General features: G+C 70.9%; 18 protein-coding genes. 7 read left to right on the plus strand and 11 right to left on the minus strand.

The genetic code is table 11. From position 1 onward, the window contains the following. Positions 1 to 93: 93 nt before the first annotated feature. Positions 94 to 1,251: an acyl-CoA dehydrogenase gene (locus tag AQI70_RS25750; protein ID WP_004000698.1), complete on the plus strand. Its 1,158-nt coding sequence runs from the start codon at positions 94 to 96 to the stop codon at positions 1,249 to 1,251. Positions 1,252 to 1,371: 120 nt separating this feature from the next. Here the strand turns inward: AQI70_RS25750 and AQI70_RS25755 are convergent, their stop codons facing one another. Further along, a complete protein-coding gene (locus tag AQI70_RS25755) occupies positions 1,372 to 1,929 on the minus strand; it encodes an acyl-CoA thioesterase (protein ID WP_037888310.1) in 558 nt (185 codons plus the stop codon). A gap of 119 nt (positions 1,930 to 2,048) precedes the next feature. Between AQI70_RS25755 and AQI70_RS25760 the strand changes: the two genes are divergently transcribed. Next, positions 2,049 to 3,326, plus strand: a complete 1,278-nt coding sequence (locus tag AQI70_RS25760) for an LCP family protein (RefSeq protein WP_062154041.1) — start codon at positions 2,049 to 2,051, stop codon at positions 3,324 to 3,326. A 61-nt stretch (positions 3,327 to 3,387) separates the two neighbouring features. On the opposite strand, the gene AQI70_RS25765 is transcribed toward AQI70_RS25760, so the two are convergent. After that, a complete protein-coding gene (locus AQI70_RS25765; RefSeq protein WP_062154043.1) occupies positions 3,388 to 3,750 on the minus strand; it encodes a four-helix bundle copper-binding protein in 363 nt (120 codons plus the stop codon). 426 nt (positions 3,751 to 4,176) lie between these two features. Here AQI70_RS25765 and AQI70_RS25770 point away from each other — a divergent pair, with 426 nt between their 5' ends. Beyond that, entirely contained in the window at positions 4,177 to 4,596 is a 420-nt protein-coding gene (locus tag AQI70_RS25770; RefSeq protein ID WP_341845966.1) for a GNAT family N-acetyltransferase, read from the plus strand. Positions 4,597 to 4,629: 33 nt separating this feature from the next. On the opposite strand, the gene AQI70_RS25775 is transcribed toward AQI70_RS25770, so the two are convergent. Continuing rightward, positions 4,630 to 6,084, minus strand: a complete 1,455-nt coding sequence (locus AQI70_RS25775) for an LCP family protein (protein WP_079051476.1) — start codon at positions 6,082 to 6,084, stop codon at positions 4,630 to 4,632. A gap of 142 nt (positions 6,085 to 6,226) precedes the next feature. Here AQI70_RS25775 and AQI70_RS25780 point away from each other — a divergent pair, with 142 nt between their 5' ends. Then, positions 6,227 to 7,270, plus strand: coding sequence for a glycosyltransferase family 2 protein (locus AQI70_RS25780; protein WP_062154047.1), 1,044 nt, complete (start codon positions 6,227 to 6,229; stop codon positions 7,268 to 7,270). Positions 7,271 to 7,291: 21 nt separating this feature from the next. On the opposite strand, the gene AQI70_RS25785 is transcribed toward AQI70_RS25780, so the two are convergent. The 4 genes from AQI70_RS25785 to AQI70_RS25800 form a co-directional block, all read right to left on the minus strand. Further along, entirely contained in the window at positions 7,292 to 8,881 is a 1,590-nt protein-coding gene (locus AQI70_RS25785) for an LCP family protein (RefSeq protein WP_062154172.1), read from the minus strand. Positions 8,882 to 9,327: 446 nt separating this feature from the next. Further along, positions 9,328 to 11,112: an LCP family protein gene (locus tag AQI70_RS25790; RefSeq protein WP_079051477.1), complete on the minus strand. Its 1,785-nt coding sequence runs from the start codon at positions 11,110 to 11,112 to the stop codon at positions 9,328 to 9,330. A gap of 226 nt (positions 11,113 to 11,338) precedes the next feature. After that, on the minus strand, positions 11,339 to 12,550 hold the full coding sequence (locus AQI70_RS25795; RefSeq protein ID WP_079051478.1) for an LCP family protein: 1,212 nt from the start codon (positions 12,548 to 12,550) through the stop codon (positions 11,339 to 11,341). Positions 12,551 to 13,471: 921 nt separating this feature from the next. Continuing rightward, positions 13,472 to 14,227, minus strand: a complete 756-nt coding sequence (locus AQI70_RS25800) for a TIGR03089 family protein (protein ID WP_062154051.1) — start codon at positions 14,225 to 14,227, stop codon at positions 13,472 to 13,474. A 141-nt stretch (positions 14,228 to 14,368) separates the two neighbouring features. Here AQI70_RS25800 and AQI70_RS25805 point away from each other — a divergent pair, with 141 nt between their 5' ends. Next, positions 14,369 to 15,844 (plus strand): peptidoglycan recognition protein family protein, encoded by a 1,476-nt coding sequence (locus AQI70_RS25805; RefSeq protein ID WP_062154053.1) that lies wholly within the window; start codon positions 14,369 to 14,371, stop codon positions 15,842 to 15,844. 182 nt (positions 15,845 to 16,026) lie between these two features. Beyond that, positions 16,027 to 17,109: a mannose-1-phosphate guanylyltransferase gene (manB, locus tag AQI70_RS25810; protein WP_062154055.1), complete on the plus strand. Its 1,083-nt coding sequence runs from the start codon at positions 16,027 to 16,029 to the stop codon at positions 17,107 to 17,109. Positions 17,110 to 17,471: 362 nt separating this feature from the next. On the opposite strand, the gene AQI70_RS25815 is transcribed toward manB, so the two are convergent. The 4 genes from AQI70_RS25815 to AQI70_RS25830 all read right to left on the minus strand — a co-directional run bounded on the left by AQI70_RS25815 (position 17,472) and on the right by AQI70_RS25830 (position 21,477). Continuing rightward, complete coding sequence (locus tag AQI70_RS25815) at positions 17,472 to 18,473, minus strand: DNA-3-methyladenine glycosylase family protein (protein ID WP_062154057.1); 1,002 nt, start codon at positions 18,471 to 18,473, stop codon at positions 17,472 to 17,474. An 82-nt stretch (positions 18,474 to 18,555) separates the two neighbouring features. Beyond that, positions 18,556 to 19,929 (minus strand): coenzyme F420-0:L-glutamate ligase, encoded by a 1,374-nt coding sequence (locus AQI70_RS25820; RefSeq protein ID WP_062154176.1) that lies wholly within the window; start codon positions 19,927 to 19,929, stop codon positions 18,556 to 18,558. Between the two features lie 47 nt (positions 19,930 to 19,976). Next, positions 19,977 to 20,936, minus strand: a complete 960-nt coding sequence (gene cofD, locus AQI70_RS25825; RefSeq protein WP_004000716.1) for a 2-phospho-L-lactate transferase — start codon at positions 20,934 to 20,936, stop codon at positions 19,977 to 19,979. 34 nt (positions 20,937 to 20,970) lie between these two features. Beyond that, positions 20,971 to 21,477 (minus strand): cysteine dioxygenase, encoded by a 507-nt coding sequence (locus AQI70_RS25830; protein WP_062154059.1) that lies wholly within the window; start codon positions 21,475 to 21,477, stop codon positions 20,971 to 20,973. A 713-nt stretch (positions 21,478 to 22,190) separates the two neighbouring features. Here AQI70_RS25830 and AQI70_RS25835 point away from each other — a divergent pair. Continuing rightward, positions 22,191 to 22,454, plus strand: a complete 264-nt coding sequence (locus tag AQI70_RS25835; protein WP_003975777.1) for a WhiB family transcriptional regulator — start codon at positions 22,191 to 22,193, stop codon at positions 22,452 to 22,454. Positions 22,455 to 22,611: the final 157 nt, after the last annotated feature.

Raw genomic sequence — 22,611 nt, forward strand, 5'->3', positions numbered from 1 at the left:
CGTGTGGGCGGGCCTCTAAAATTTGAGTTACTTAACGGTAATTAGCGCCAGCATCGCACTTAGACATACAGCGTCCTTGGAGCGTGAGAGACCTTGGCCGGATCGGCTGACTTCGACCTGTACCGCCCGTCCGAGGAGCACGACATGCTCCGTGACGCCATCCGTTCGCTGGCCGAGGCGAAGATCGCGCCGTACGCCGCAGCGGTGGACGAGGAGGCCCGCTTCCCGCAGGAGGCGCTGGAGGCTCTCGTCGCGAACGACCTGCACGCGGTGCACGTACCCGAGGAGTACGGCGGTGCGGGCGCCGACGCGCTGGCGACGGTCATCGTGATCGAGGAGGTGGCCCGCGTCTGCGCGAGCTCCTCCCTCATCCCCGCGGTGAACAAGCTGGGCTCGCTCCCGGTGATCCTCTCCGGCTCCGAGGACCTGAAGAAGAAGTACATGACGCCGCTCGCCAAGGGCGACGGCATGTTCTCGTACTGCCTTTCCGAGCCCGACGCCGGCTCGGACGCGGCCGGCATGAAGACGAAGGCCGTCCGCGACGGCGACCACTACGTCCTGAACGGCGTGAAGCGCTGGATCACCAACGCGGGCGTCTCCGACTACTACACGGTGATGGCGGTCACGGACCCGACGAAGCGCTCGAAGGGCATATCGGCCTTCGTCGTCGAGAAGTCGGACGAGGGCGTCTCCTTCGGCGCCCCCGAGAAGAAGCTCGGCATCAAGGGCTCCCCGACCCGCGAGGTCTACCTGGACAACGTTCGCATCCCGGCGGACCGCATGATCGGCGAGGAGGGCACCGGCTTCGCCACGGCGATGAAGACCCTCGACCACACCCGCATCACCATCGCCGCCCAGGCCCTCGGCATCGCTCAGGGCGCCCTCGACTACGCCAAGGGCTATGTCCAGGAGCGCAAGCAGTTCGGCAAGCCGATCGCCGACTTCCAGGGCATCCAGTTCATGCTGGCCGACATGGCCATGAAGATCTCGGCCGCCCGCGCCCTGACCTACCAGGCCGCCGCCGCCTCCGAGCGCGGCGACGCCGACCTCACCTACCAGGGCGCCGCCGCCAAGTGCTTCGCCTCGGACGTGGCGATGGAGGTGACCACGGACGCCGTCCAGCTCCTCGGCGGGTACGGCTACACCCGTGACTACCCGGTCGAGCGCATGATGCGGGACGCCAAGATCACGCAGATCTACGAGGGCACGAACCAGGTCCAGCGGATCGTGATGGCCAGGAACCTCCCCTGACGCCTGACGCCTGACGCCTGACGCCTGGCAACGGCTGCTGACCAGCGCGGAAGACACAGCCCCCGGCATGCGCCGGGGGCTGTTGTCGTGCGTGTGCGCGGAGTGCGGGCGCGTCCGGGCTCAGTCCTCGTACCCCTGCGCCGCCCGCTTCTCCCGCAGTTCCATGATCGCGCGGCGGCGGGCCAGCCGGTGGGTGCGGCGGATCTGTGCCTCCTGGTACCGCCGCTTGTCGCGCTCGGTCTCCGGGAGCACCGGCGGCACCGCGCGCGGCTTGCCGTCGGCGTCCACCGCCGCGAACACCAGGTACGCCGAGCCGACCTGGGTGGGCGGTGTCGACTCGTTCCAGCGCTCGGCCAGGACCCGTACGCCGACCTCCATCGAGGTCCGGCCGGTCCAGTTGACCTGGGCCTTGACATGGACCAGGTCGCCGACGCGGACCGGCTCCAGGAAGGCCATCTCGTCCATGGACGCGGTGACGGCGGGGCCGCCACTGTGCCGTCCGGCCACCGCTCCCGCCGCGTCGTCGACCAGTTTCATGATCACGCCGCCGTGCACCGTCCCCAGAAGGTTGGTGTCGCTGTGGGTCATGATGTGACTGAGGGTGGTGCGGGATGCCGAGGTCGGCTTGCCCGGGATCTCCGGAGTGCCTGCTTCCGCGGCGGAGGCCTGGTCTGTCATGGCCTCCACCTTATGCCGAACTGACAATCGGGGAATTTGTGTCGGGTTCGCAACAGCAGTGCCCTGATTTTCCGACGACCCTTGTAAGGAACACTGCCGGGCCCGGCACACTGGGGCGCATGAATGACTGGCCCCAGGGATGGTCCGACGACAACCGCGGCAACCGCTACGGACGCGGCAGCGCCAGCGCACAGCCTGAAGGCGCGCGCGTCATGCGGCAGGTCCGCCGCGGTCCGGCGGCACCGCCCGGGCAGGGCGCGTACGGCGGGGTCCCGCAGCAGCCGTCGTACGTCAACGGTCAGGGTTACGACGACGGCTACGACAGCGGCTACAACACCGGGCAGGTCTACGGCCAGCCCGGCCGCGGCGGGGGCTCCGGCGGCCCCGGCGGTGGCGGCACGTACGAACCGCGTCCCGCGCCGAACTGGCGCCGCCGTATCAAGGTGACCGCGATAACCGTCGTGACCGCGCTGGTCGTGACGACCGTCGGGACCTATTTCTGGGCCGACTCCAAGCTCAACCGCGAGGTCGACCTGTCCAAGGTCATCGACCGGCCGGAGGCGGGCGAGGGCACGAACTACCTGATCGTCGGCTCCGACAGCCGTGCGGGCATGTCGGCCGAGGAGAAGAAGAAGCTGCACACCGGGTCCGCCGAGGGCAAGCGCACGGACTCGATGATGATCCTGCACACCGGTGACAACGGGCCGACGCTGATCTCGCTGCCGCGCGACTCCGACGTGGAGATCCCGACCTTCGTGGGCTCCGAGTCCGGCAAGACGTACAAGGGCACCGGTCGGCATGTGAAGCTGAACGCCGCCTACGCCGAGGACGGCCCCGAGCTGCTGGTGCGCACGGTCGAGTACAACACCGGTCTGCACATCGACCACTACGTCGAGATCGGCTTCGCGGGCTTCGCGAACATCGTGGACGCGGTCGGCGGTGTCGAGATGGACATCCCGCAGGACATCAAGGACACCAAGTCCGGCGCGGACTTCAAGAAGGGCAAGCAGACCCTGAACGGCGAGGAGGCGCTCGCCTTCGTCCGCACCCGCTACGCGCTGGCCGGCTCCGACCTGGACCGTACGAAGAACCAGCAGAAGTTCCTGTCGGCCCTGGCCAACCAGGTGGCGACGCCGAGCACGATCCTCAACCCGTTCAAGCTGTACCCGACCATGGGCGCGGGGCTGGACTCGCTGATCGTCGACAAGGACATGGGCCTGTTCGACCTGGCGGACATGTTCTGGTCGATGAAGGGCGTCAGCGGCGGTGAGGGCAAGTCGATGAACATGCCGATCTCCGGCTCCTCGGGCGGCAACCTCGTCTGGGACAAGACCAAGGTGAAGACGCTGGTGGAGCAGCTGAAGAACGACGAGAAGGTGACCGTCTCGGGCAACTGAGCAGCGCGGACAGCACGGGAGGGCACCCCGGCGGGTGTCCTCCCGTGCTGTGCGGCGGTCGTCACATGCGGGCGCCCGCCATCGTGCGACAGGCCTCGGCGCAGCGGCGACACGCCTCGGCGCAGCGCATCATCTGGGGGTCGTCCGGCATGGACATACACGCCTCGGCGCACATCTCACAGGCCTTGGCGCACATCGCGCACATCTCGGCCGACATGGGCGAGCGGCGCATCATCATGTCCGCGCACATGCGGGTCGTCTCGGCGCAGTCCATCAGCGCCCGCATGATCTGCATCTGCGGCTGACCGCCCATCTGCATGCAGGAGCTCATCGTCTCCTCGCAGACCGCGTGGCAGGACATGCACGCGTCGACGCAGGCCTTCATCTCCTGGCTCATGGCCGTCATGGTTCCGGGCTGGGTCATGGCTCCTCCTGGGACCCGAGGGGCCCGGGGCGGGCCCCGTGCCCTTCCGTCCTACGCCTGCCCGGCTCGGCGCGCCATCTGGCGGACGCGAACAATCCGCCCAGATGCCGCGCGGGGCACGGGCCCCTCCGTTCCGTCACCGGTCGTGACGAGAGCCGTTGGAGTGATGACGGGGAGTCACGGGAGCGAGAGCAATAACCGCCGTCGTGCGAACCGGCGCCGTCACACGATGCCGCGATGATCGACAACACGCCGAGCACGCCCCCATACCGGCCGTCGTCCCCGCGGGCCGGATGTCCGGGAGCGCCCAACCGGTGCTGCCCCTCTCCGGGGACCTGGAGCTGCGTCCCTGGCGTGCGGACGACGCCGACGCGATGCCGGACCGCCGGGCAGGACCCGGCGGTCCGGCAGTGGAACCTCCTGGCCGTGGGGACGCAGCAGGAGGCCCGGCGGCGGATCGAGCGCATGCACGAGCGTCGGCCCGCCGAGACGGGCGCGATCTGGGCCGTGGCGCGGGCGGGCGGCGGCGCGGCCATGGGGCTCATCGGCTGGAACGACATCGACCTGGCCGGCGGCAGCGCCGAGATCGTCTACTGGGCGCTGCCCGCCGCACGCGGCACCGGTGCGGTGGTCGAGGCCACGAAGCGCCTCAGCCGCTGGGCCCTGGACGACCTCGGCCTGCACCGGCTGCGGCTGTGCCACTCGGTGGCCAACCCGGCGTCCTGCCGGGTCGCGGAGAAGGCCGGGTACGCCTTCGAGGGCACCATGCGCGGAGCCCTGCTGCACGCCGACGGCTGGCGCGACCAGCACCTGCACGCGCTGGTCCAGGGCGACCCGGTGGCATGACCGCGAGGGCCGGTCCACAAGGCCACCGCGCCCCTACGAGCACCCCGCCTCGTCGCCCCGCACCACGACGGACTCGCCCTGCGTCGGGTCCTCCGCCTTCACCTTCCGCACCTGCCTGAAGTCCGCCCCCACGTGCACCTTCAGCGTCGGCCCCAGTCCCTTCACCACCCGCAGCTCGCTCCCCGGCAGCGCGGCCGCCAGCGACTTCGCCGAGCGGTCCCAGCGAGGATCGTGGGCGACGACCGTCCGCTTCAGCGAGCGGTCCGCGGCATCCACCGGCCGGCCCGTCGTACGGAACCCGGTCGCCGCCAGCGCCGCGTCGACGCGCTGGCCGAGGCCATCCGTATGTGTGCCGTTCTCCACCTGGACGTGGATCTTCTGCGGGGCGACCTCCACCCGGACCGCCTGGTGCCGCGGCCGGTACACGGACAGCGGCCGGTCCTCGCGCAGCGCCCGGAAGATGCGTTCGGCCTTCACGGTGTCCCATTTCACCGTGGAGCCGACCCCCTTCACGACGTGTTCCAGCTGCCTGATCGGCACGGTCGTGAACTCCGACGACGACGGCGAGAAGTTCCGCATCGCCCGCCCCAGGTCGAGCAGCTCACCCGTCCCGAACCCCTTGTCGGCCCGCACCGAGCCCAGCACCGCCCGCGTCACATCCCGGAACCGCATCGGGTTCAGCAGGATCCCGGACGACGTCGCCCGCTCGATCAGCGCCGCCATGAAACGCTGCTGGCGCTGCATCCGGCCCAGGTCGGAGTCGGTGTCGACATGCCTGGCGCGCACGAACTGCAGCGCCTCGCCGCCCATCAGCCGGTGGGTGCCGGCGGGCAGGTCGAGTCCGGTGTACGAGTCCTTCAGCGGCTCGGCGGTGCAGATCTGCACGCCGCCGACCACGTCCACCGTCTTCATGAAGCTGGTGAAGTCGACCTCCAGATAGTGGTCGATCTTGACGTGCGTCATGTGCTCGACGGTGCGCACGGTGAGGTTCGGGCCGCCCTCCGCGTAGGCCGCGTTGATCTTGATGGGGTGTGCCGGGCGTCCCGCACCGGCGGGCACCTCGGCGTACGAGTCACGCGGCAGGCTCACCACGCTCGCCCGCTCCCGGTCCTCCGAGATGTGCACGATCATCATCGTGTCGGTGCAGTGACAGGGGGCCCCGCCCAGCCGGTACTTGCGCCGCTGCTCCTCGCTGATGCGGTCACGGCCGTCCGTGCCGACGAGGAGGACGTTCATCCCGTGCCCGGCCCGCGGCCGGTTCTTCATGTCCTTGAACGGATCCACGCGCGCGATCTCCGCGTCGAGGCTGGTGACCACCGCGTGCCCGATCCCCGCGGAGGCGAGCACCACGACGGAAAGCGTGGTCACCGCCCGCATGGCCCAGCGCGGCCTCTTCCGCCGTACGGGCGCGGCCGGCCGGGCCCCGCGCGGGGACGGCTGCGGCCGGCGCTGCGGAGGGGAGGGGGAGCGGCGGGGCGGCGTGGGCATGGGTGGATACCTTCCGCTGGGCTTGCCCTGGGGGCCGTACGTGGGATCCGTGAGCACCGTAGGCCCATACGATCTGCTGCCCGGTGCAGCGGCCCCGGCGGGGCGCACCGCTGTCCCCCGTTCGCGGTAACGTGAGCCCCCTATGAACGCCAATCCCGACGTGCAGCTCCCCGCCGTGTCCGTCATCATGCCCGTACTCAACGAGGAGCGGCATCTGCGCGGAGCCGTCCAAGCGATCCTCGCGCAGGAGTACGCCGGCGAGATGGAGGTCGTGATCGCCCTCGGTCCGTCCACGGACCGTACGGACGAGATCGCCGCCGAGCTCGTACGGGAAACTGCGTCCAACAAGAACAAGCGGGTGCACACCGTCCCGAACCCGACCGGCCGCACGCCGGCCGCCCTGAACGCCGCGATCAAGGCCTCCCGCCACCCGGTCGTCGTCCGCGTCGACGGCCACGGCATGCTCTCGCCGAACTACATCGCCACCGCCGTGCGGCTCCTTGAGGAGACCGGCGCGCAGAACGTCGGCGGCATCATGCACGCCGAGGGCGAGAACGACTGGGAGCGCGCCGTCGCCGCCGCGATGACCTCGAAGATCGGCGTCGGCAACGCCGCCTTCCACACGGGCGGCCAGGCGGGCGAGGCCGAGACGGTCTACCTCGGCGTCTTCCGGCGCGAGGCGCTGGAGCAGCAGGGCGGCTACAACGAGGAGTTCATCCGCGCCCAGGACTGGGAGCTCAACTTCCGGATCCGCGAGGCCGGCGGGCTCATCTGGTTCTCGCCCGAGCTGAAGGTGTCGTACCGCCCGAGGCCGAGCGTGAAGGCCCTCGCCAAGCAGTACAAGGACTACGGCCGCTGGCGCCACGTCGTCGCCCGCTACCACGCCGGCTCGATCAACCTGCGCTACCTCGCCCCGCCGACGGCGGTGTGCGCGATAGCTGCGGGCATCGTGGTCGGCGCCGCCCTGACGCCCTGGGGCTTCCTGGTTCCCGGCGGCTATCTCGCGGCGATCACCGCCGGGTCGGTCCCGGCCGGCAAGGGGCTGCCGCTGAAGGCCCGGCTCCAGATCCCGGTCGCCCTCGCCACCATGCACATGTCCTGGGGCTACGGCTTCCTGACCAGCCCGCGTTCGCTCGCCAGGAAGGTCATCGCCTCCCGGCGCCCGGCGGTTCTCAGCACCGACTGAGCCCGCCGGGCGGTCCGCCCGCTACGGCCAGGTGAAGTCCGGGTCGACCTTCATGCAGGCCTTGGTGTCGGAGGCGTTCAGCGCCTCCGCCGTCTTCGGGGTCCTGTCGTCCTGCTTCGGGGCCTTGTGCGCCGTACCGTCCCGCCAGTCGGCACCCACGACGAGGGTGACACCGGAGACGGCCGTGGACTTCTCCACCGCGCTCGTGGGGATACCGAGGGCCTTGGCGACCCGCTGGGCGTCACCCTCCAGGTCGGCGCTCGGGTAGCGGACGACGGTCGTCTCCTCGGTCGGTGTGGCCGAGGGGTCCGCCACGGCCTGGGTGAAGCCCTTGTCGACCAGCAGCTCGGCGACCGTGTGCGCGCGGCCGGTGACCGCGGCGAGGGTGTCGCTGCGGGTGCCGTTCTGCACCTGGACGGCGATCTCGTCGTCCGCCGCGGCCGGTTCGGCGGAGGGCGTCTCCTTGGCGGACTTCTTCTTGTCCTTGCCGTCGAGGGCGATGTCCTCACGCACCAGCCGGAACAGCTTGGTCGCGTCCTCGGTGGGCACCACGCGGCCGGTCTGGATCGTGTCGTACTCGTTCGGCATCGTCGTCATGGTGATGCGCGAGGTCGGCACTTTCTTGAGCTCGCCCGCCAGGTCGTAGAGCTTGGCCACCGTGCCCAGGCCCTCGTCGACGGTGAGCGCCTTGGTGGCCGCCTCGGCGAGGGCGCGCAGCTTGCCCGGGTTGCTCAGCTTCGCGTTCTTGCGCAGCTCGCGAACCATCGAGTTCATGTACATGTGCTGCGCCTTGGCGCGGGCCAGGTCGCTGCCGTCCTCGAAGCCGTACCGGGTGCGCAGCCACTGCAGGGCCTGCTCGCCCTTGATGTACGTCGTGCCCTTCTCCAGCTTCAGCCCGGAGCCGTGGCCCTTGCTGTCCTTGGAGTGGATGTTGGCGTCCACACAGACCGGCACTCCGCCGATCGCGTCCGCCATCGACACCACACCCGAGAAGTCGATCATCATGAAGTGGTCGATGTGGATGTCGGTGAGCTTCTCCCATGTCGCCACCGTGCAGCCCGGGCCGCCGCGGCCGAGCGACCGGTTCGTCATCGCGCGCTGGAGGGCCGGGAACACGTCCCCGCTGTCCGGGTCCGTGCACTTGGGTATGTCGACCAGGGTGTCGCGCGGCATGCTGACGACCGACATGTTGGTGCGGTCCGCGGAGACGTGCAGCAGCATCTGGACGTCGGCGAGCGGCGTGGCGCCGAACGTCTCCTTCGCGCCGCCGAGTTTCTGGTTCTCCTTGCTGTCCCGCGCGTCCGAACCGATCAGCAGGATGTTCAGCGGCGTCTGGCCGGCCGCGTTCGCCTCCGTCCTGGCGGCGCGGTCCTTCGCGTCGCCGATGTTGAGGTCGTCCTTCTTCAGATTGCCGTTGAGGTGCTGGTAATAGAGATACCCGGCACCCGCGGTGCCCAGTATCACCACCGCCAGGACCGTCGCCGACCAGCGCAGCACCCGCCGCCTGCGGCGCCTGCCGTCGGCTCCCCGGCCGCCTTTGCGGCCCCCGCCACCGTGCCGGCCGCCCAGGTCGGCCGGCGTGTCCTGGTCGGCCCGCGGTGTGAGGGACATGGTGTCCTCCACCGCGGGGACCTCCCCCCGCACACTGCTCTGCGCCAACTCCTCGCCCTTCCCCACCCTTTGCCGACACGGCTTCGCTCCGCGCCGGACCTCCCTGTCCGGTGCGGAGCGAACCATGTCAGGCCACCCTGTCCGACACCGGTCCGCACCCTGTCAGACCTCTGTGGGTCCGAACCGGGTTCGCCACGTGTCGGCAAAATCCACGCCCGGCACGGCCGCGCGGTGTGTCGGGCCGATGTCGCCTGACACAACCGCGTCCTGTGTCAGACCAACGAGTGCCCGCCACAGTTGCGTTCCCCGCCGGAGATTCCGTGCCGGGGATTCCGTGCCAGAGATGCCGTGCCGGAGGTCCGTTCCGGAGGTCCCGTGCCGGTGATTCCGTGCCCGAACAGGCCCGCGTCACAGTGAGTCGGTTGTGACACGGGCCCGTAGAGGCGCTACTTCGCGCACTCCACCTTGTCCGCCGTGGACTTCTGGACGCCCTCCGGCGTCTTTCCCGCGGCCGAGGTGAGCGGGACGCCGGCGCCCTTGAAGTCCTTGCCCAGGGTCAGCGTCATCGTGGGCAGCCCCTGGGCGTTGGTGACGCTCTTGCCCGGCTTCATCGCCGATCCGGACAGCCCCATGATGGCGGCGAGCCGGCGTGCCTGGTCCGCCTGGTCCGGGGCGTACTCGAGCGTCGTCTTCCCCAGGGACTTGGGTGCGTTGCCGGCGTTCTCGGACTTGGTCACGCCCTCCTCGTTCTGCAGCCAGAGCAGCGTCGCCGACGCGCTGCCGGCCTCGGCTCCGCCGTTGAGGATCTGCACCCGCACCTCGGAGGCGTCGGCCTTGGTGCCCTTCAGCCGGGCGGCCACGGCGGCGGCCTCCTTCTTCTTCTGCTCCTTGACCTCGGTGAACGACACGTCGTTCCTGATCATGTCGAAGACCTGCGGGGCCGTCGTCTCGTTGAGCACGACGGTCGTCTTCACCTTCTCGGCCGGGTTGTCGATCACCGGAACCGTCGTGAAGGTCAGGTTCTCGGTGTTGAGCTTGCCCAGCTCCAGGCCCAGGTCCTTCAGCTTGGTGATGCTGTCGAGGTTGTCGTCGACGGTGAGCGCCTCGGTCCCGGCCTCGGCCAGTTTGATCATCTTCGTCGGGCTGGTCAGCGTGTCGTTCGACTTCAGCTTCCGCATCAGCGCGCTGAGGAACTGCTGCTGCAGGCCGATCCGGCTCAGGTCACCGCCGAAGCCGACGGAGTGCCGGGTGCGGACGTAGGCGAGCGCCTGCTCGCCCTCGATCACATGCTTGCCCTTCGACAGCTTGAGGTGCGAGTCCGGGTCGTCGATGTCCTTGGCCAGGCACACCTCGACACCGCCGACCGCCGACGTCAGCGTCTTCACCGCGTTGAAGTCGGCGACCATGAAGTTGTCCGGCTTGACGCCGGTGAGCTCGGTGACCGTCCGCATGGTGCAGCTGGGCGTACGGCCCTCCTGGCCGAGGCTGGTGTTGAAGCGGACGCCGCTCTCGCCCGGAATGACCTTCGTGGAGCCGTCCTCCTGGGTGGTGCGGCAGTCCGGGATGTCGACGATCAGGTCACGCGGGATGCTGAGCGCCGTCGCGTTCGAGCGGTCCTTGGAGACGTGCAGCAGGATCGTGGTGTCCGCGTGACCGGCGCTGCCCGCGTCGCCGTAGCCGTCGTTGCCCGCGCCGGTGCGCTTGTCCGTGCCGATCAGCAGGATGTTGATGGCCTTGTCCTTCTGGAAGCCACCGGTGCTCGCGCCGTCGTCGGAGACGGACGTGATGTTGTCGTTGAGGTGCTGGAGATAGAGGTAGGCGCCGCCGGCCGCGGCCACCACCACGAACGCCATCACACCGCCGGTCCACAGCAGGGTCTTCTTCGCCTTGCTCTTCTGCTTCACCGGCCGGCGACCGCGCCGCCCCGGCGGCGGCTCCTCCGGCGCGCCCCGGCGCCTGCGCTGCGGCGGCACCTCCCGGCCCGGTGCCGTACGCGTCTCGCGCCCCGGCGCCGCGGTCCGGTTGCGCACCGCGCCTCCGGAGCCGCTCACGGCCGTACCGCCGGCCCGGGATGCCGCGCCTGCCCGGGAGGCGGCTCTGCGGGGTCCGGGAACCGGCGACTGCGGTGCGGAAGGGGTCAGTCGCAGTTCGTACTCACCGGTGGTCGGATTGAGCACCCACTGGTCTGCGGGGTCGATGTCGTCCGCCCGCCCACGGCCTTGCGCGTCCACGGTTGTCTGAATCCTCCGTCGGGGCCACGCGGCGCCTTCCCCCTCCAAGGCGCTCGGGTCTCTCGGTCAAACAGTGCGCAAGCCTAACTACGGCCGGGTGCACCGGATCGCTCACACTATCCGGCCAGTTCAGCGTCAAGCCACGACGGTGACAAATTCCACGTCCCTACAACTGGGCAATCCGCCCCATTTCTTTGAATCGGGGCTCGTCTGCTTGGGGAGCGTTTTACTCGCAGGGGTTCTCGGCGGCGGTGTTGCCGCGGAAGGTGGGCGCCGGGGGAGTGGGGCCGGCGGGTTCGTCGGGCCGCTTGGTGCCGGACTTTCCGTCGCCGTGACGGGAACTGCTGTGCGAGAAAGCGTGCCTGGGGCCATGGGACGTATCGGGTGAATCCACTACTTCCACCGGCGCGTCGCGACGCAGCCGCTCGAAGAGACGCTCGGCCTCGGGTTCCACGAGTTGGTCGCGATTGGCGTTGTAGATGTACGACTCCCGCGGAACGGTGAGAAACTGCACGCGTTCGGTGGGGATGTCGCGCACGCCGCGCACGAGTTCGTACAAACCTCGCAAGCTGGCCAGGGCCGGGTCGGTGGTGAGAGACGAGGTGGCGGCGTCCAGGACCGGGTAGAGCCTGACCGGATTCAGCAGTACGTCATTGCTCTGCACCTTGTGGACGAGCGCGGCGAGGAATCGCTGCTGGCGGTCGATGCGGTCGGTGTCGCTGCCGTCGCCGAGGGACTTGCGGGCGCGGACATAGCCGAGGGCCTGTTCGCCGTTGAGCGTCACCTTTCCGGCGGGGAGGCGCAGTTTGGCGGCTTTGTCGTTGATGGGTTTCTTGAGGCAGATCTCCACACCGTCGAGGGCGTCGACCATCTCCTTGAAGCCGTGGAAGTCGACGACCATGTGATGGTCGACGCGGACGTTCGTGAGCCGCTCCACGGTGCGGACGGTGCAGGCCGAACCGCCCACCTGGAAGGCGAGGTTGAACATGGCGAACATCGGCTCGCTGCGGCTGCCGTCGGGGCGTCGGCAGCCGGGTACGTCGACCATCAGGTCGCGGGGTATCGATACGGCGGTGGCGCTGCGGCGGCCTGCGGAGAGGTGCAGCAGGATGGCGGTGTCGGAGCGCTCGGTGCCGGAGTCGCGTCCATAGCGCCGGTTTCCGTCGCCCGCCCGCGAGTCCGAGCCGATGAGCAGGATGTTCTGCGCGTCCCGCACGAGCGAGGTCGGGCGCTCCCTCTCGTACCGGGCGAGTTCGGCGGCGGCCGCCTGGTCGGACGTGATGTTGGAGTCGAGCTTGGCGTAGACGGCCCACCCGGCCCCGCCGGCGGCTATGAGCACCAGCGCCACACCCAGCGCCCCACGCCGCGCCCACCGCCGTACGGGCCCCCTTCTGCTGGCCGCCGCCCTGAGGCTGCGCGCGCGTGCGGTGCGGGTCACGGCTGGTCCACCCCTCAATGCGTGCTGCGTGTGGTGTGGGCTGCTGTTACGACCATGGCCTGGATGGGGGGTGGGGGGTGGATGGTGGTGGGCCGAACGGGTGACGGTGCCTCCGGCGGTTGGGCGGGGGGGATGCCTGCGGGGGCCTGTGCTGGGTGGGTGGGGGTGCGTGTCCGTGCCTGCGGGGGCCTGTGCTGGGTGGGTGGGGGTGTGCGTCCGTGCCTGCGGTGCCTGTGCGGGCTGGGTGGGGGTGCGTCCATGCCTGCGGCGGCCTGTGCGGCTGAGTGGGGGTGCGCCTTGCGCTCTACTCGTTCGTCGGGGGTCGGGGCCGCGCCGGGGGGTGTCCGTCCTCGGACCGGCGGCTGGGGTGGGCCCGGAGGTGCTGTTCCTTGACGCCGGCCACTGCGGGCGGACACCCCCCGGCACGTCCCCTTGCCGCTGTGGGCGGCTGCGGGTGCGTCCACCCGCGCGTGGCGCATCGTGGGGCTGGTCATGTCCGTTCAGCCGCGCTCCGCGGGCTCGCCGAGCTACGTGCGTCCAGCCGAGCGCACGCGGGCCCGGTCTCGTGGGTGGCTGCGGGTGCGTCCACCCGCGCGTGGCGCATCGGGCGGCCGGTCATGTCCGTTCAGCCGCGCGCACGCGGGCCCGTTGCGGATATGTCCATCCGTGCCTGGCGCATCTGGCAGGTGGTCGCCTGCCTACAGTCGCGTATCCGCGGGTCGGTTCGCTGGCCTACGTTCGTCCAGTCGCGCGCACGCGCAGCCGGACGCGGTGGCCGGCCACGTCCGCCCAGCCGCGGGCAGTCGTGCCGCCTGGGGCGGCACGGGTGGGCGCGGGCGGTGCCCCGTCAGCGCCGGGCCGCGCGACCCACCCCCGGTCGGCCGTGGCGCCGAGCAACCCGGCAGCGGGCGGTGCTCGGGGTCACCTTGCCGTCGCCGTCACCCGCTCGCTTTCGATGCGCTTGGCCAGGGCCTCCTCGTCCAGCGACTCCAGGTGTCGGCACAAAACCACCGACCCGTCGGTCGCAAGGGCCGCGTACAGCCCGGCGTTGAGGCCCTCCCAGGTGTCGTACGGCAGGGCCGACAGGATGCGCGAACCCGGCCCCGTCAGACCCAGCCCCGTCGCCTCCGCCCGGGCGCGCTCGACGACCTCCGCGCCGCTGAACTCCCGGCCGGCCACGATGAGCGCAGGATCCTCGGGATCGACCGGGGCATACGGCGTGAAGCGGTCACCCTGGCTCGGGACTTCCACGGCATAGTCGGCGAAACCGGCCGGCGGCTGCGGGAAGCGGCCCCCCAGTGGCCGTAGCGCCAAGGCGACGCGCTCACCGCGGCACGCCCGCGCCGCCTCCAGCGTCTCCGGCCCGCTCACGACCACGTCCGCCGCCGCCGGATCCCCGCCCACGTCCGCGATCGCGCCCACCGACGAACACGCCAGCAACCACACCGCCGTCTGCCAGTGCGCGGGCAGCAGCAGCGTGACCCGGTCACCCGGACCGGCCCCGAGGTCGCCCTGGAGCAGATTCGCGGTCTTGGCCACCCAATTGGCGAAGGTGGCCACGGACAATTCGACGCGTTCCCCGGTGGCGTCGTCGTAGAAGGTCACCAGGGGTCGTCCGGGATCCGCGGCGAGCGCGGAACGCAGCAGGTCGGCAGGGGTGCGATCGGTGGCGTTCACCCGCGCAAGGGTACGCGGGCGGGCGGCCGCACACCCCCCGATGGGGCCAGCCGTCCGCCACCGGTTCGGATGAATCGGAGGCCGACACACCGTCAGTTCCTCAATGGACAGTTTTGTATGACTATGTCCAATATCAGGGGCATGCGTGGATTCCTTGCTTCCTCGATCGGTGTCACGTGCGCGGTCGTTCTCGCCCTGCCGCTCACCCCACCCGCCGTCGCCGCGACCGCGAGACCGGCACCCGGCGCGGAAGCGGCCACCAGCGGGCACACGGTGGCCGGGCCGACGGTGCGTCATGGGGACGCCGGGGTGTACGTCCCCGGCGCCACCCACTCACTGCCCCTCACCCCGCTCAGCCGTGACCGCACCGAGGGCGCCCCCGCCGAACAGGGCCTGTCCCGCCGGGGCGTACCGCACTTCTCCCTCGTCGGCGTCGTGTGGGACGACCCGGACGCCGAACTGCACGGCCGCGTCCAGGTCCGCACCCGTGCGGTCGGCACGGGCACCTGGTCCGGCTGGCAGGCCGTCGAGACGCACAACGACGAACACGCGGCCGACCCGGGTACCGTCGAACGCGCCTCCGGCCGGGTACGCGGCTCCACGGCACCGTTGTGGGTCGGGGAGTCCGACGGCGTCGAGGCGCGGGTCACGGCGGAGGGCGCCGACGCCCGTTCGGACCACGACCCAGGGGGCGATGACGATGCGGCAGCCGGCACCGGGCTCGCCGCTCTGCTGCCACTCGGCCTTCGCCTCGAACTCGTCGATCCCGGCGCGGCCGCCCCCGCCCCGGGCGACCTCGGCGGCGCACCCCGCCCCGGATCCCTGATGACCGAGACCGGCGAGACCGCCGACGCCCTCGCCGCCTCCTCCGCCGCCGCGGCCTCCGCCGCCAACGCCGAACTCGCCCCCCTCGGTGCCGCCGAGATCCCCGCCCTCGGCCTGGCCGAGACCGAGCGGGAACTGCTCGCCCTGCGCGGTGGGGAGTTGACGCAGGCCCAGCGCGCGAGGCCGTACATCGGGCCGCGGCCACGCATCGTCACGCGGCGCGGCTGGGGCGCGAACGAGAGCTGGCGGGAGCGGAGGTTCGTCTACACGAGGAAGGTGAAGGCGGCCTTCGTGCACCACACGGCGACCGGCAACAGGTACCGGTGCTCGCAGGTTCCCTCGCTCATCCGAGGTATCTACCGCTACCACGTGCGGAGCATGGGCTGGCGCGACATCGGCTACAACTTCCTCGTCGACAAGTGCGGAAACATCTACGAGGGGCGCGCCGGGGGAGTGGCGAAGCCGGTCCTGGGCGCCCACACCCGTGGGTTCAACTCCAACAGCATGGGGATCGCCGTCCTCGGCAGCTACGGCTCCACCAAGCCGTCCGGCGCCGCGGTGCGGGCCATCGCCCGGCTCACGGCTTGGAAACTGGGCCTGTACGGGGCCAATCCGCGTGGAAAGACATACCTGAAGTCCGCCGGTGGCAATCTCTATCGAAAGGGAAAGAACGTACGACTGAATGTGATCTCCGGCCATCGGGACGGCTTCTCCACGCAGTGCCCGGGATGGCAGCTCTACCGCAAGATCGGCACGGCCCGTGCGGCGGCTGCCCGCTACCAGGGACGCTGAGCCGGAACCGAGCCGTGACGTAAGCAGACGTAAGCAAGGGTGGACCTGGAGACGCGTTCACCGCCGTCGGGGGACATGAGGCGGATCGCCGCACTGCCGTCGAGGGCGCCGCAAAACGGTCTGCATACACTGGCCGGTCGAAAGACAGTTCGGCCGGTCCCGGCAGGAAGCAGAGACGACAGGTGACAGAAGCGATCCTCCTGGTCGGCGGCAAGGGCACTCGGCTGCGTCCGCTCACCGTGCACACGCCGAAGCCCATGGTCCCGGCGGCCGGGGTCCCGTTCCTCACCCACCAGTTGGCGAGAGCGAGAGCGGCGGGCGTGGAACACATCGTCCTGGCCACGTCGTATCTGGCCGAGGTCTTCGAGCCGTACTTCGGCGACGGCTCGGCGCTCGGCCTCCATCTGGAGTACGTGACGGAGGAGGAGCCCCTCGGCACGGGCGGCGCCATCCGCAACGTCGCCTCCCGCCTGCACTCGGCCCCCGACGACCCGGTCCTCATCTTCAACGGCGACATCCTCACCGGCCTGGACATCAGGGCCCTGGTCCGCACGCACGAGACGACGGGCGCGGACGTCTCCCTGCACCTGACGAAGGTGACGGACCCGAGGGCGTACGGCCTCGTCCCCACGGACGACACCGGCCGGGTGACGGCGTTCCTGGAGAAGCCGCAGACCCCCGAGGAGATCGTCACCGACCAGATCAACGCGGGCGCGTACGTCTTCCGCCGCTCCGTCATCGACACGATCCCGGCGAACCGCCCGGTCTCCGTGGAGCGGGAGACGTTCCCCGACCTCCTGTCGGCGGGCGCCCACCTGCAGGGCATGGTCGACTCCACGTACTGGCTCGACCTCGGCACCCCCGCGGCCTTCGTCCGCGGCTCGGCGGACCTCGTCCTGGGCCGTGCCCCTTCCCCCGCCGTGCCCGGCCGCTGCGGCGACCGTCTGATCCTCCCCACGGCCACGGTGGCCCCCGACGCCAAGCTCACCGGCGGCACGGTGGTGGGCGAGGGCGCCTTCGTGGCGGAGGGCGCGCGCGTCTTCGGCAGCACCATCCTCCCGGGCGCCGTCATCGAACCCGGCGCCGTCATCACCGACTCCCTCATCGGCACCCGAGCCCGCGTGGGCGAGCGCTCCGTCCTCACCGGCACGGTCATCGGCGACGGCGCGGTGATCGGCGCCGACAACGAGCTGAGGGAGGGCGTACGGGTGTGGTGCGACGCGCGGATTCCGGCGGGGGCGGTGCGGTTCTCGCCGGATCTGTAGGCGGGTGGGTGAGGGGGGTGGGGCGACGGCCACTTCCCGGCGCCGGTCCAGGCAATCTCAGCCCGTCCGGCGTTTGAGGACGAGGCCGTGCCGTCCCGAGCCCCCACCCACCCGCTGGGGCCGCGCACCGGGTGGCGGTTGCTTTCCTGTAGCCGGTGGTGGTCACTTCTCGGCGCCGGTCCAGCAATCTCAGCCCGTCCGGCGTTTGAGGACGAGGCCCGTTCAGGGCCGATAGCGGGGGTCTGGGGGCCGCAGGCCCCCAGGTACGCGGGGTCGAAGGGGCGGCAGCCCCTGGAGGACGGGACGGGTAGGGGCGGCGGGGGCGACCACCCTCGCGGCACCCACCGCGCGGCGCGCGCCCGTCACAACCGCCCGATATCCCCCCGCGGCATCCGCGGCGCCCGCCGCGCCGGCACCCGCCCGCTCAGCAGAATCAACCGAGCCGCCCGATGCCGCTGCCCCGCATACGGCTCCAGCAACTCCAACATCACCGAGTCATCCGCGTCCCGGTCCCCGGCGAGCGCGAACCCCACGATCCCCGGCAGATGCAGATCCCCCACGGTCACCGCATCCGCCGCCCCATGACTACGCTGCACGACCTCCGCCGACGTCCACGGCCCGATCCCCGGCACGACCTCCAACCGAGCCTGCGCGGCACCCGGTTCCATCCGAACCGCCTCTTCCATCCGCGCGGCAACCCGCACGGCCCGCAGAATCGTCGACGCGCGCTTGTTGTCGACCCCGGCCCGATGCCACTCCCAGGACGGAATCAGCGCCCACGTCCGCGCATCCGGCATCACACACATCCGCGCGGGCGCGGGCCCCGGCGCCGGCTCCCCGAACTTCCGCACCAGCAACCGCCACGCCCGATACGCCTCGTCGGCCGTGACCTTCTGCTCCAGGATCGACGGAATCAGCGACTCCAGCACCAGCCCGGTCCGCGTCAGCCGAAGCCCCGGCCGCCGATGCCGGGCCAACGCCACCAGCCGATGCCGCGGCACGAACACGGACGGGTCATCGGCGGCCCCGAGCAGCTCCGGCAACTGCTCCAGCAGCCACTCGGCCCCCGGCCCCCACGCCTCACCCCGCACCTCGGCACCCCGCGCGCTGACCCGCAGTGTCGCGGGTCCGGCAGGCGTGCGGCTGGCCCGCCACACGGAGCCGTCCGGCATTGCACGGAAGGTCGGGTCGCCCGGCCCACGCCGCAAGGGACCCAGCACCAGCCCGAGATCGAGCGGCCCGTCCGGCACCCAGGTGCGCACCCGCCCCGGCGCCGGCGCCTGACGCGGTATCCCCCCGGGCACGGCGACATGCCCGCCGCGCACCGTCGTACGCGTGGGTCGTGGAGCGAAACGTCCTGCCACGGATGAGGTCCTAGTGCTGGAGAAGTCCTACGAGCGCCGGTACCGAAGGGGTCCTACGAGCGTACGCGCCGGGCGGCCCCGGTCACCGCACCTCGATGAAGGCTCCGGCATCCCGCTCCGGACGCGGTCGCGGCTCCTCCGCCGGATGACCGACCGCCACCGCCCCCATCGGATCCCAGTCCGCCGGCAGCCCGAGCACCTCCCGCACCACATCCCGGCAGAACATAGTCGACGACACCCACGCCGACCCCAGCCGCTCCCCGGCCAGCGCGACCAGGAAGTTCTGCACCCCGGCACCGGCGGCCACGACGAACATCTCCCGCTCGGCCCCGTCCCGCCTCGCGTCGCCGTAGGTGTGCGAGCCGTCCATGACCAGGCAGGGCACCACCAGATACGGCGCGTTGCGCAGCACGTCCCCGCGCCGCACCCGCTTGGCTATCGACTCCTCGCTCTTGCCGTCCCGCCGCAGATCGGCGATCCAGGCGTCGCGCATGGCGTCGAGCAGCCGCGTCCGCGACTCGGCCGACTCCAGCAGCACGAACCGCCACGGTGTGGTGTGGTGCGGCGCCGGCGCGGTGACGGCCGCGGCGACCGCTCGGCGTACGGCCCCCGGGTCGACGGGCTCGTCCGTGAAGGCGCGTACCGTACGCCGCTGGGTCACCGCCTCCCGTATCGCCTCGGAGGTGCCCAGCCGGAACATGTCGTCACGGGCGCCGCGCACCAGCGCCCGCGCCCCCTCGCTGTGCTCCTCGGCCACCGTGTGCGCCAGCCCGCGCACCACGGCGACGGGCAGGCCGTCGGCCTTGCCCTTCACCAGGTCACCGGCGGCGGCGAGCTCGTCCGCCGTCGCCACCACGGTCGCGCTCAGCGGATTGCCGTACGCGTCCGTGCCCCCACGCAGGTCGTCCAGCACACGCACGCCTGCGGCACCGATCGCCACGTCCGTGAGCCCCGAGCGCCAGGGGCGGCCGAAGGTGTCGGTGACGACGACGCCGACGCTGACGCCGAGGGCCTCCCGCAGACCCTCCCGGATCGCCCGCGCGGACGCGTCCGGGTCCTCGGGCAGCAACAGCACCGTCCCGGCGGGGGTGTTGGAGGCGTCGACCCCGGCCGCGGCCATCACAAGTCCCTGCCGGTTCTCGACGATGCGGAGGGTGCCGCGGCGCGCCACGACCCGCACGGTCTCCGCGTCGATCGCGGACTCCCGGTCACCCGCCGCCACGACCCGCCCCTCGGCCTTGGACACGATCTTCGAGGTGACGAGCAGCACGTCCCCGTCGGCCAGCCCGGGCTCGGCGGCCGCGATCACCTTGGCCAGGTCGTCGCCCGCGGCGACCTCGGGGATCCCGGAGACGGCCCAGACCCGGTAACCGGGGGCCCCGCCGCTCGCAGGTGCTCGTCCGGCACGGTCCCGGGCGGCGGCATCCGGCCCGCCCCCGTCGGCGGCGCCCGCCACCGCGCCCCCGGCTGACGTGCCCGGCGCCGCTGTCGACTCCTCGCCGCTCAAGCCCCCCGCACCTCCTCGGCCAACGCCAGCGCCTCCCGGGCCATCTGCGCGGCCGCGTCGACGTCGGTCATCATCAGCGGTACGGCCCGGCAGCGGATCCCGGCCGCCTCGACCCGCTCCACGGAACCCGCGTCCACGGTGTCGACGAGCCAGCCGTCGAGGAGCCCGGAGCCGTAGTGCTCGGCGACCGCCGCGGCCGTCGACTCCACGCCGACCGCCGCGAGCACCTTGTCGGCCATCCCGCGCACGGGCGCGTCCCCGACGATCGGGGACAGGCCCACCACCGGCACCCCGGCGTCGGCGATCGCCTCGCGAATACCGGGAACGGCGAGGATCGTGCCGACGGACACGACCGGGTTGGACGGCGGGAAGAGCACGACGTCCGCCTCGGCGACGGCCTCCAGGACGCCCGGCGCCGGCTTGGCCTGTTCCGCGCCGACCGGCACGATCGCCTCGGCCGGCACCGAGGCCCGCAGCCGTACCCAGTACTCCTGGAAGTGGACGGCCTTGCGCTCGCCGTCGATCTCGACGGCCACATGGGTCTCGACGCGGTCGTCGGTCATGGGGATGAGACGGACGCCGGGCTGCCAGCGGTCGCACAGCGCCTCCGTCACCGCGCTCAGCGGATATCCGGCGCCGATCATCTGCGTCCGCACGATGTGCGTGGCGAAGTCCCGGTCGCCGAGCCCGAACCACTCCGGCCCGACGCCGTACGCGGCGAGCTCCTCCTTGAGATGGAAGGTCTCGTCGGCCCGGCCCCAGCCCTGCTCCTCGTTGATGCCGCCGCCGAGCGTGTACATCACCGTGTCGAGGTCCGGGCAGACCTTCAGCCCGAAGAGGTGGATGTCGTCCCCGGTGTTGCCGATGACCGTGATGTCCGCGTCCGGCACGGCCCGCTTCAGACCACGCAGGAACCGGGCACCACCGATGCCGCCTGCCAGAACCACAATGCGCATGGGAGCAAGTCTTGCAGGCGGGTACGACAACGGGTCAGGCAGTCACCGGACTCGGCTCGATACCAGCTTCGCAGGCGGGGGTGGTGTGCATCGGCATCTCGGTCAGGCCCGGGTAGTACACGTGCAGGCTGACCGCCGGCTCCAGCGCGTCGTTCGCCACCTCGTGCACATAGCCCGGGGCGAACACCCGCTGGGCGCCCGCCGCCAGCACGCGCGTGCCGCGCTCGGTGCGCTCGGTCAGCGTGCCGTCCAGAACGGTCAGCACACCGGAGGACCGGCCGTGGTCGTGCAGTCCGCTGCCCTGTCCGGGGACCCAGGACAGCAGCCACACCTCGTAGCCGGGGCCGGTGCGCAGCCGGTGGTACCAGCGCGTGGTCGCGTCGTACTGGACGAGGTGCTCCCACTGGGACCGGTCGGCGGCGAGGGAGCGGGCCAGGCCGACGAACTCGGCGACGGTGGCCGGGTGCTCGCGGGGTGTCTGGAGGAGGTGCGGGACTTCGAGGATGTCGCCGGCGATCTGGAGGTCGCTGTCGCTGTTCATGAGGTGCGTGGATTCCTTGGCGGAAGAGCGGGGGATGGCTGGGTGTCGCTTACCGTCCGCCCGGGTCGCGGGGGACAGGAGGGCCCTGGGTTCGGGCGTGGGAACAAGCAGCCGAGTCGCGGTGGACTCAGAGGCAGCCGGAGCGCGCTGGGCTCAACAGCTGGGACAGCAACAGCTACAGCGAGCGCGGGCAGCACCGTGGGACCCGGCGGTGCGGGTCGAGGTGAGTGCCAAGTTCGCGAGCATGCCCATAAGGACATCGGTTCATGCCCGCACTGTCAACTCGGCGCCCGGGGGTGTGGGACATCTTTCACCTCATCCGGTTCATCTCTCTGGCGAAAGGTTTGTTCACGCGTGACCCGGGACACATGGCGCACATCCAGGCGCTCGGGCGTCGTTGTGATCCTGTGATCCGACTGTGATCCGGTTCGCTTCTACGCACGCGTGCAACGAGATCGAACTTCTGGGCGTCCTTTTCCGTACAGGCTCTGCGCGGGGTCGGACACCCTCCGGGGCCTCGCCTGCTTGTCAAGGTTTATGCCGATTTGAACACTTTCCGCTAGGCCTTGGTTCCGCAGAGTGAATAAGGGGCTCAATAGCAGATCTCGGCTTGACTCGCCCGGAGCAGCACACTTGTAATTTCACTCGTGTCGTTCAGCCGAAATCGGTAACGGCTACATCACGGGGACGCGAAAGACAGACGAGGGGCGCACATGACCGAGCTGGTGCAGCAACTGCTGGTCGACGACGCGGACGAGGAACTCGGCTGGCAGGAGCGCGCGCTGTGCGCCCAGACCGACCCCGAGTCCTTCTTCCCCGAGAAGGGCGGCTCCACCCGCGAGGCCAAGAAGGTCTGTCTCGCCTGTGAGGTCCGCTCCGAGTGCCTCGAATACGCCCTCGCCAACGACGAGCGCTTCGGAATCTGGGGCGGCCTGTCCGAGCGCGAGCGCCGCCGGCTGAAGAAGGCCGCCGTCTGACCGTGCGCAGGCCGTCCGGCCGTCGCGGGCCGGGCCGCAGGACCGCTCGACAGGTCTGAAGCGCACGCATCCGCACGACATATCCGTACGTACGTACGCCTCGAACAGGTCTCGAAGAGCCCGTCGCGCTGGGTTGTCCACAGGCGGCGGGCCGCCG

Source organism: Streptomyces curacoi, from assembly GCF_001513975.1.
Lineage (GTDB): Bacteria > Actinomycetota > Actinomycetes > Streptomycetales > Streptomycetaceae > Streptomyces > Streptomyces curacoi.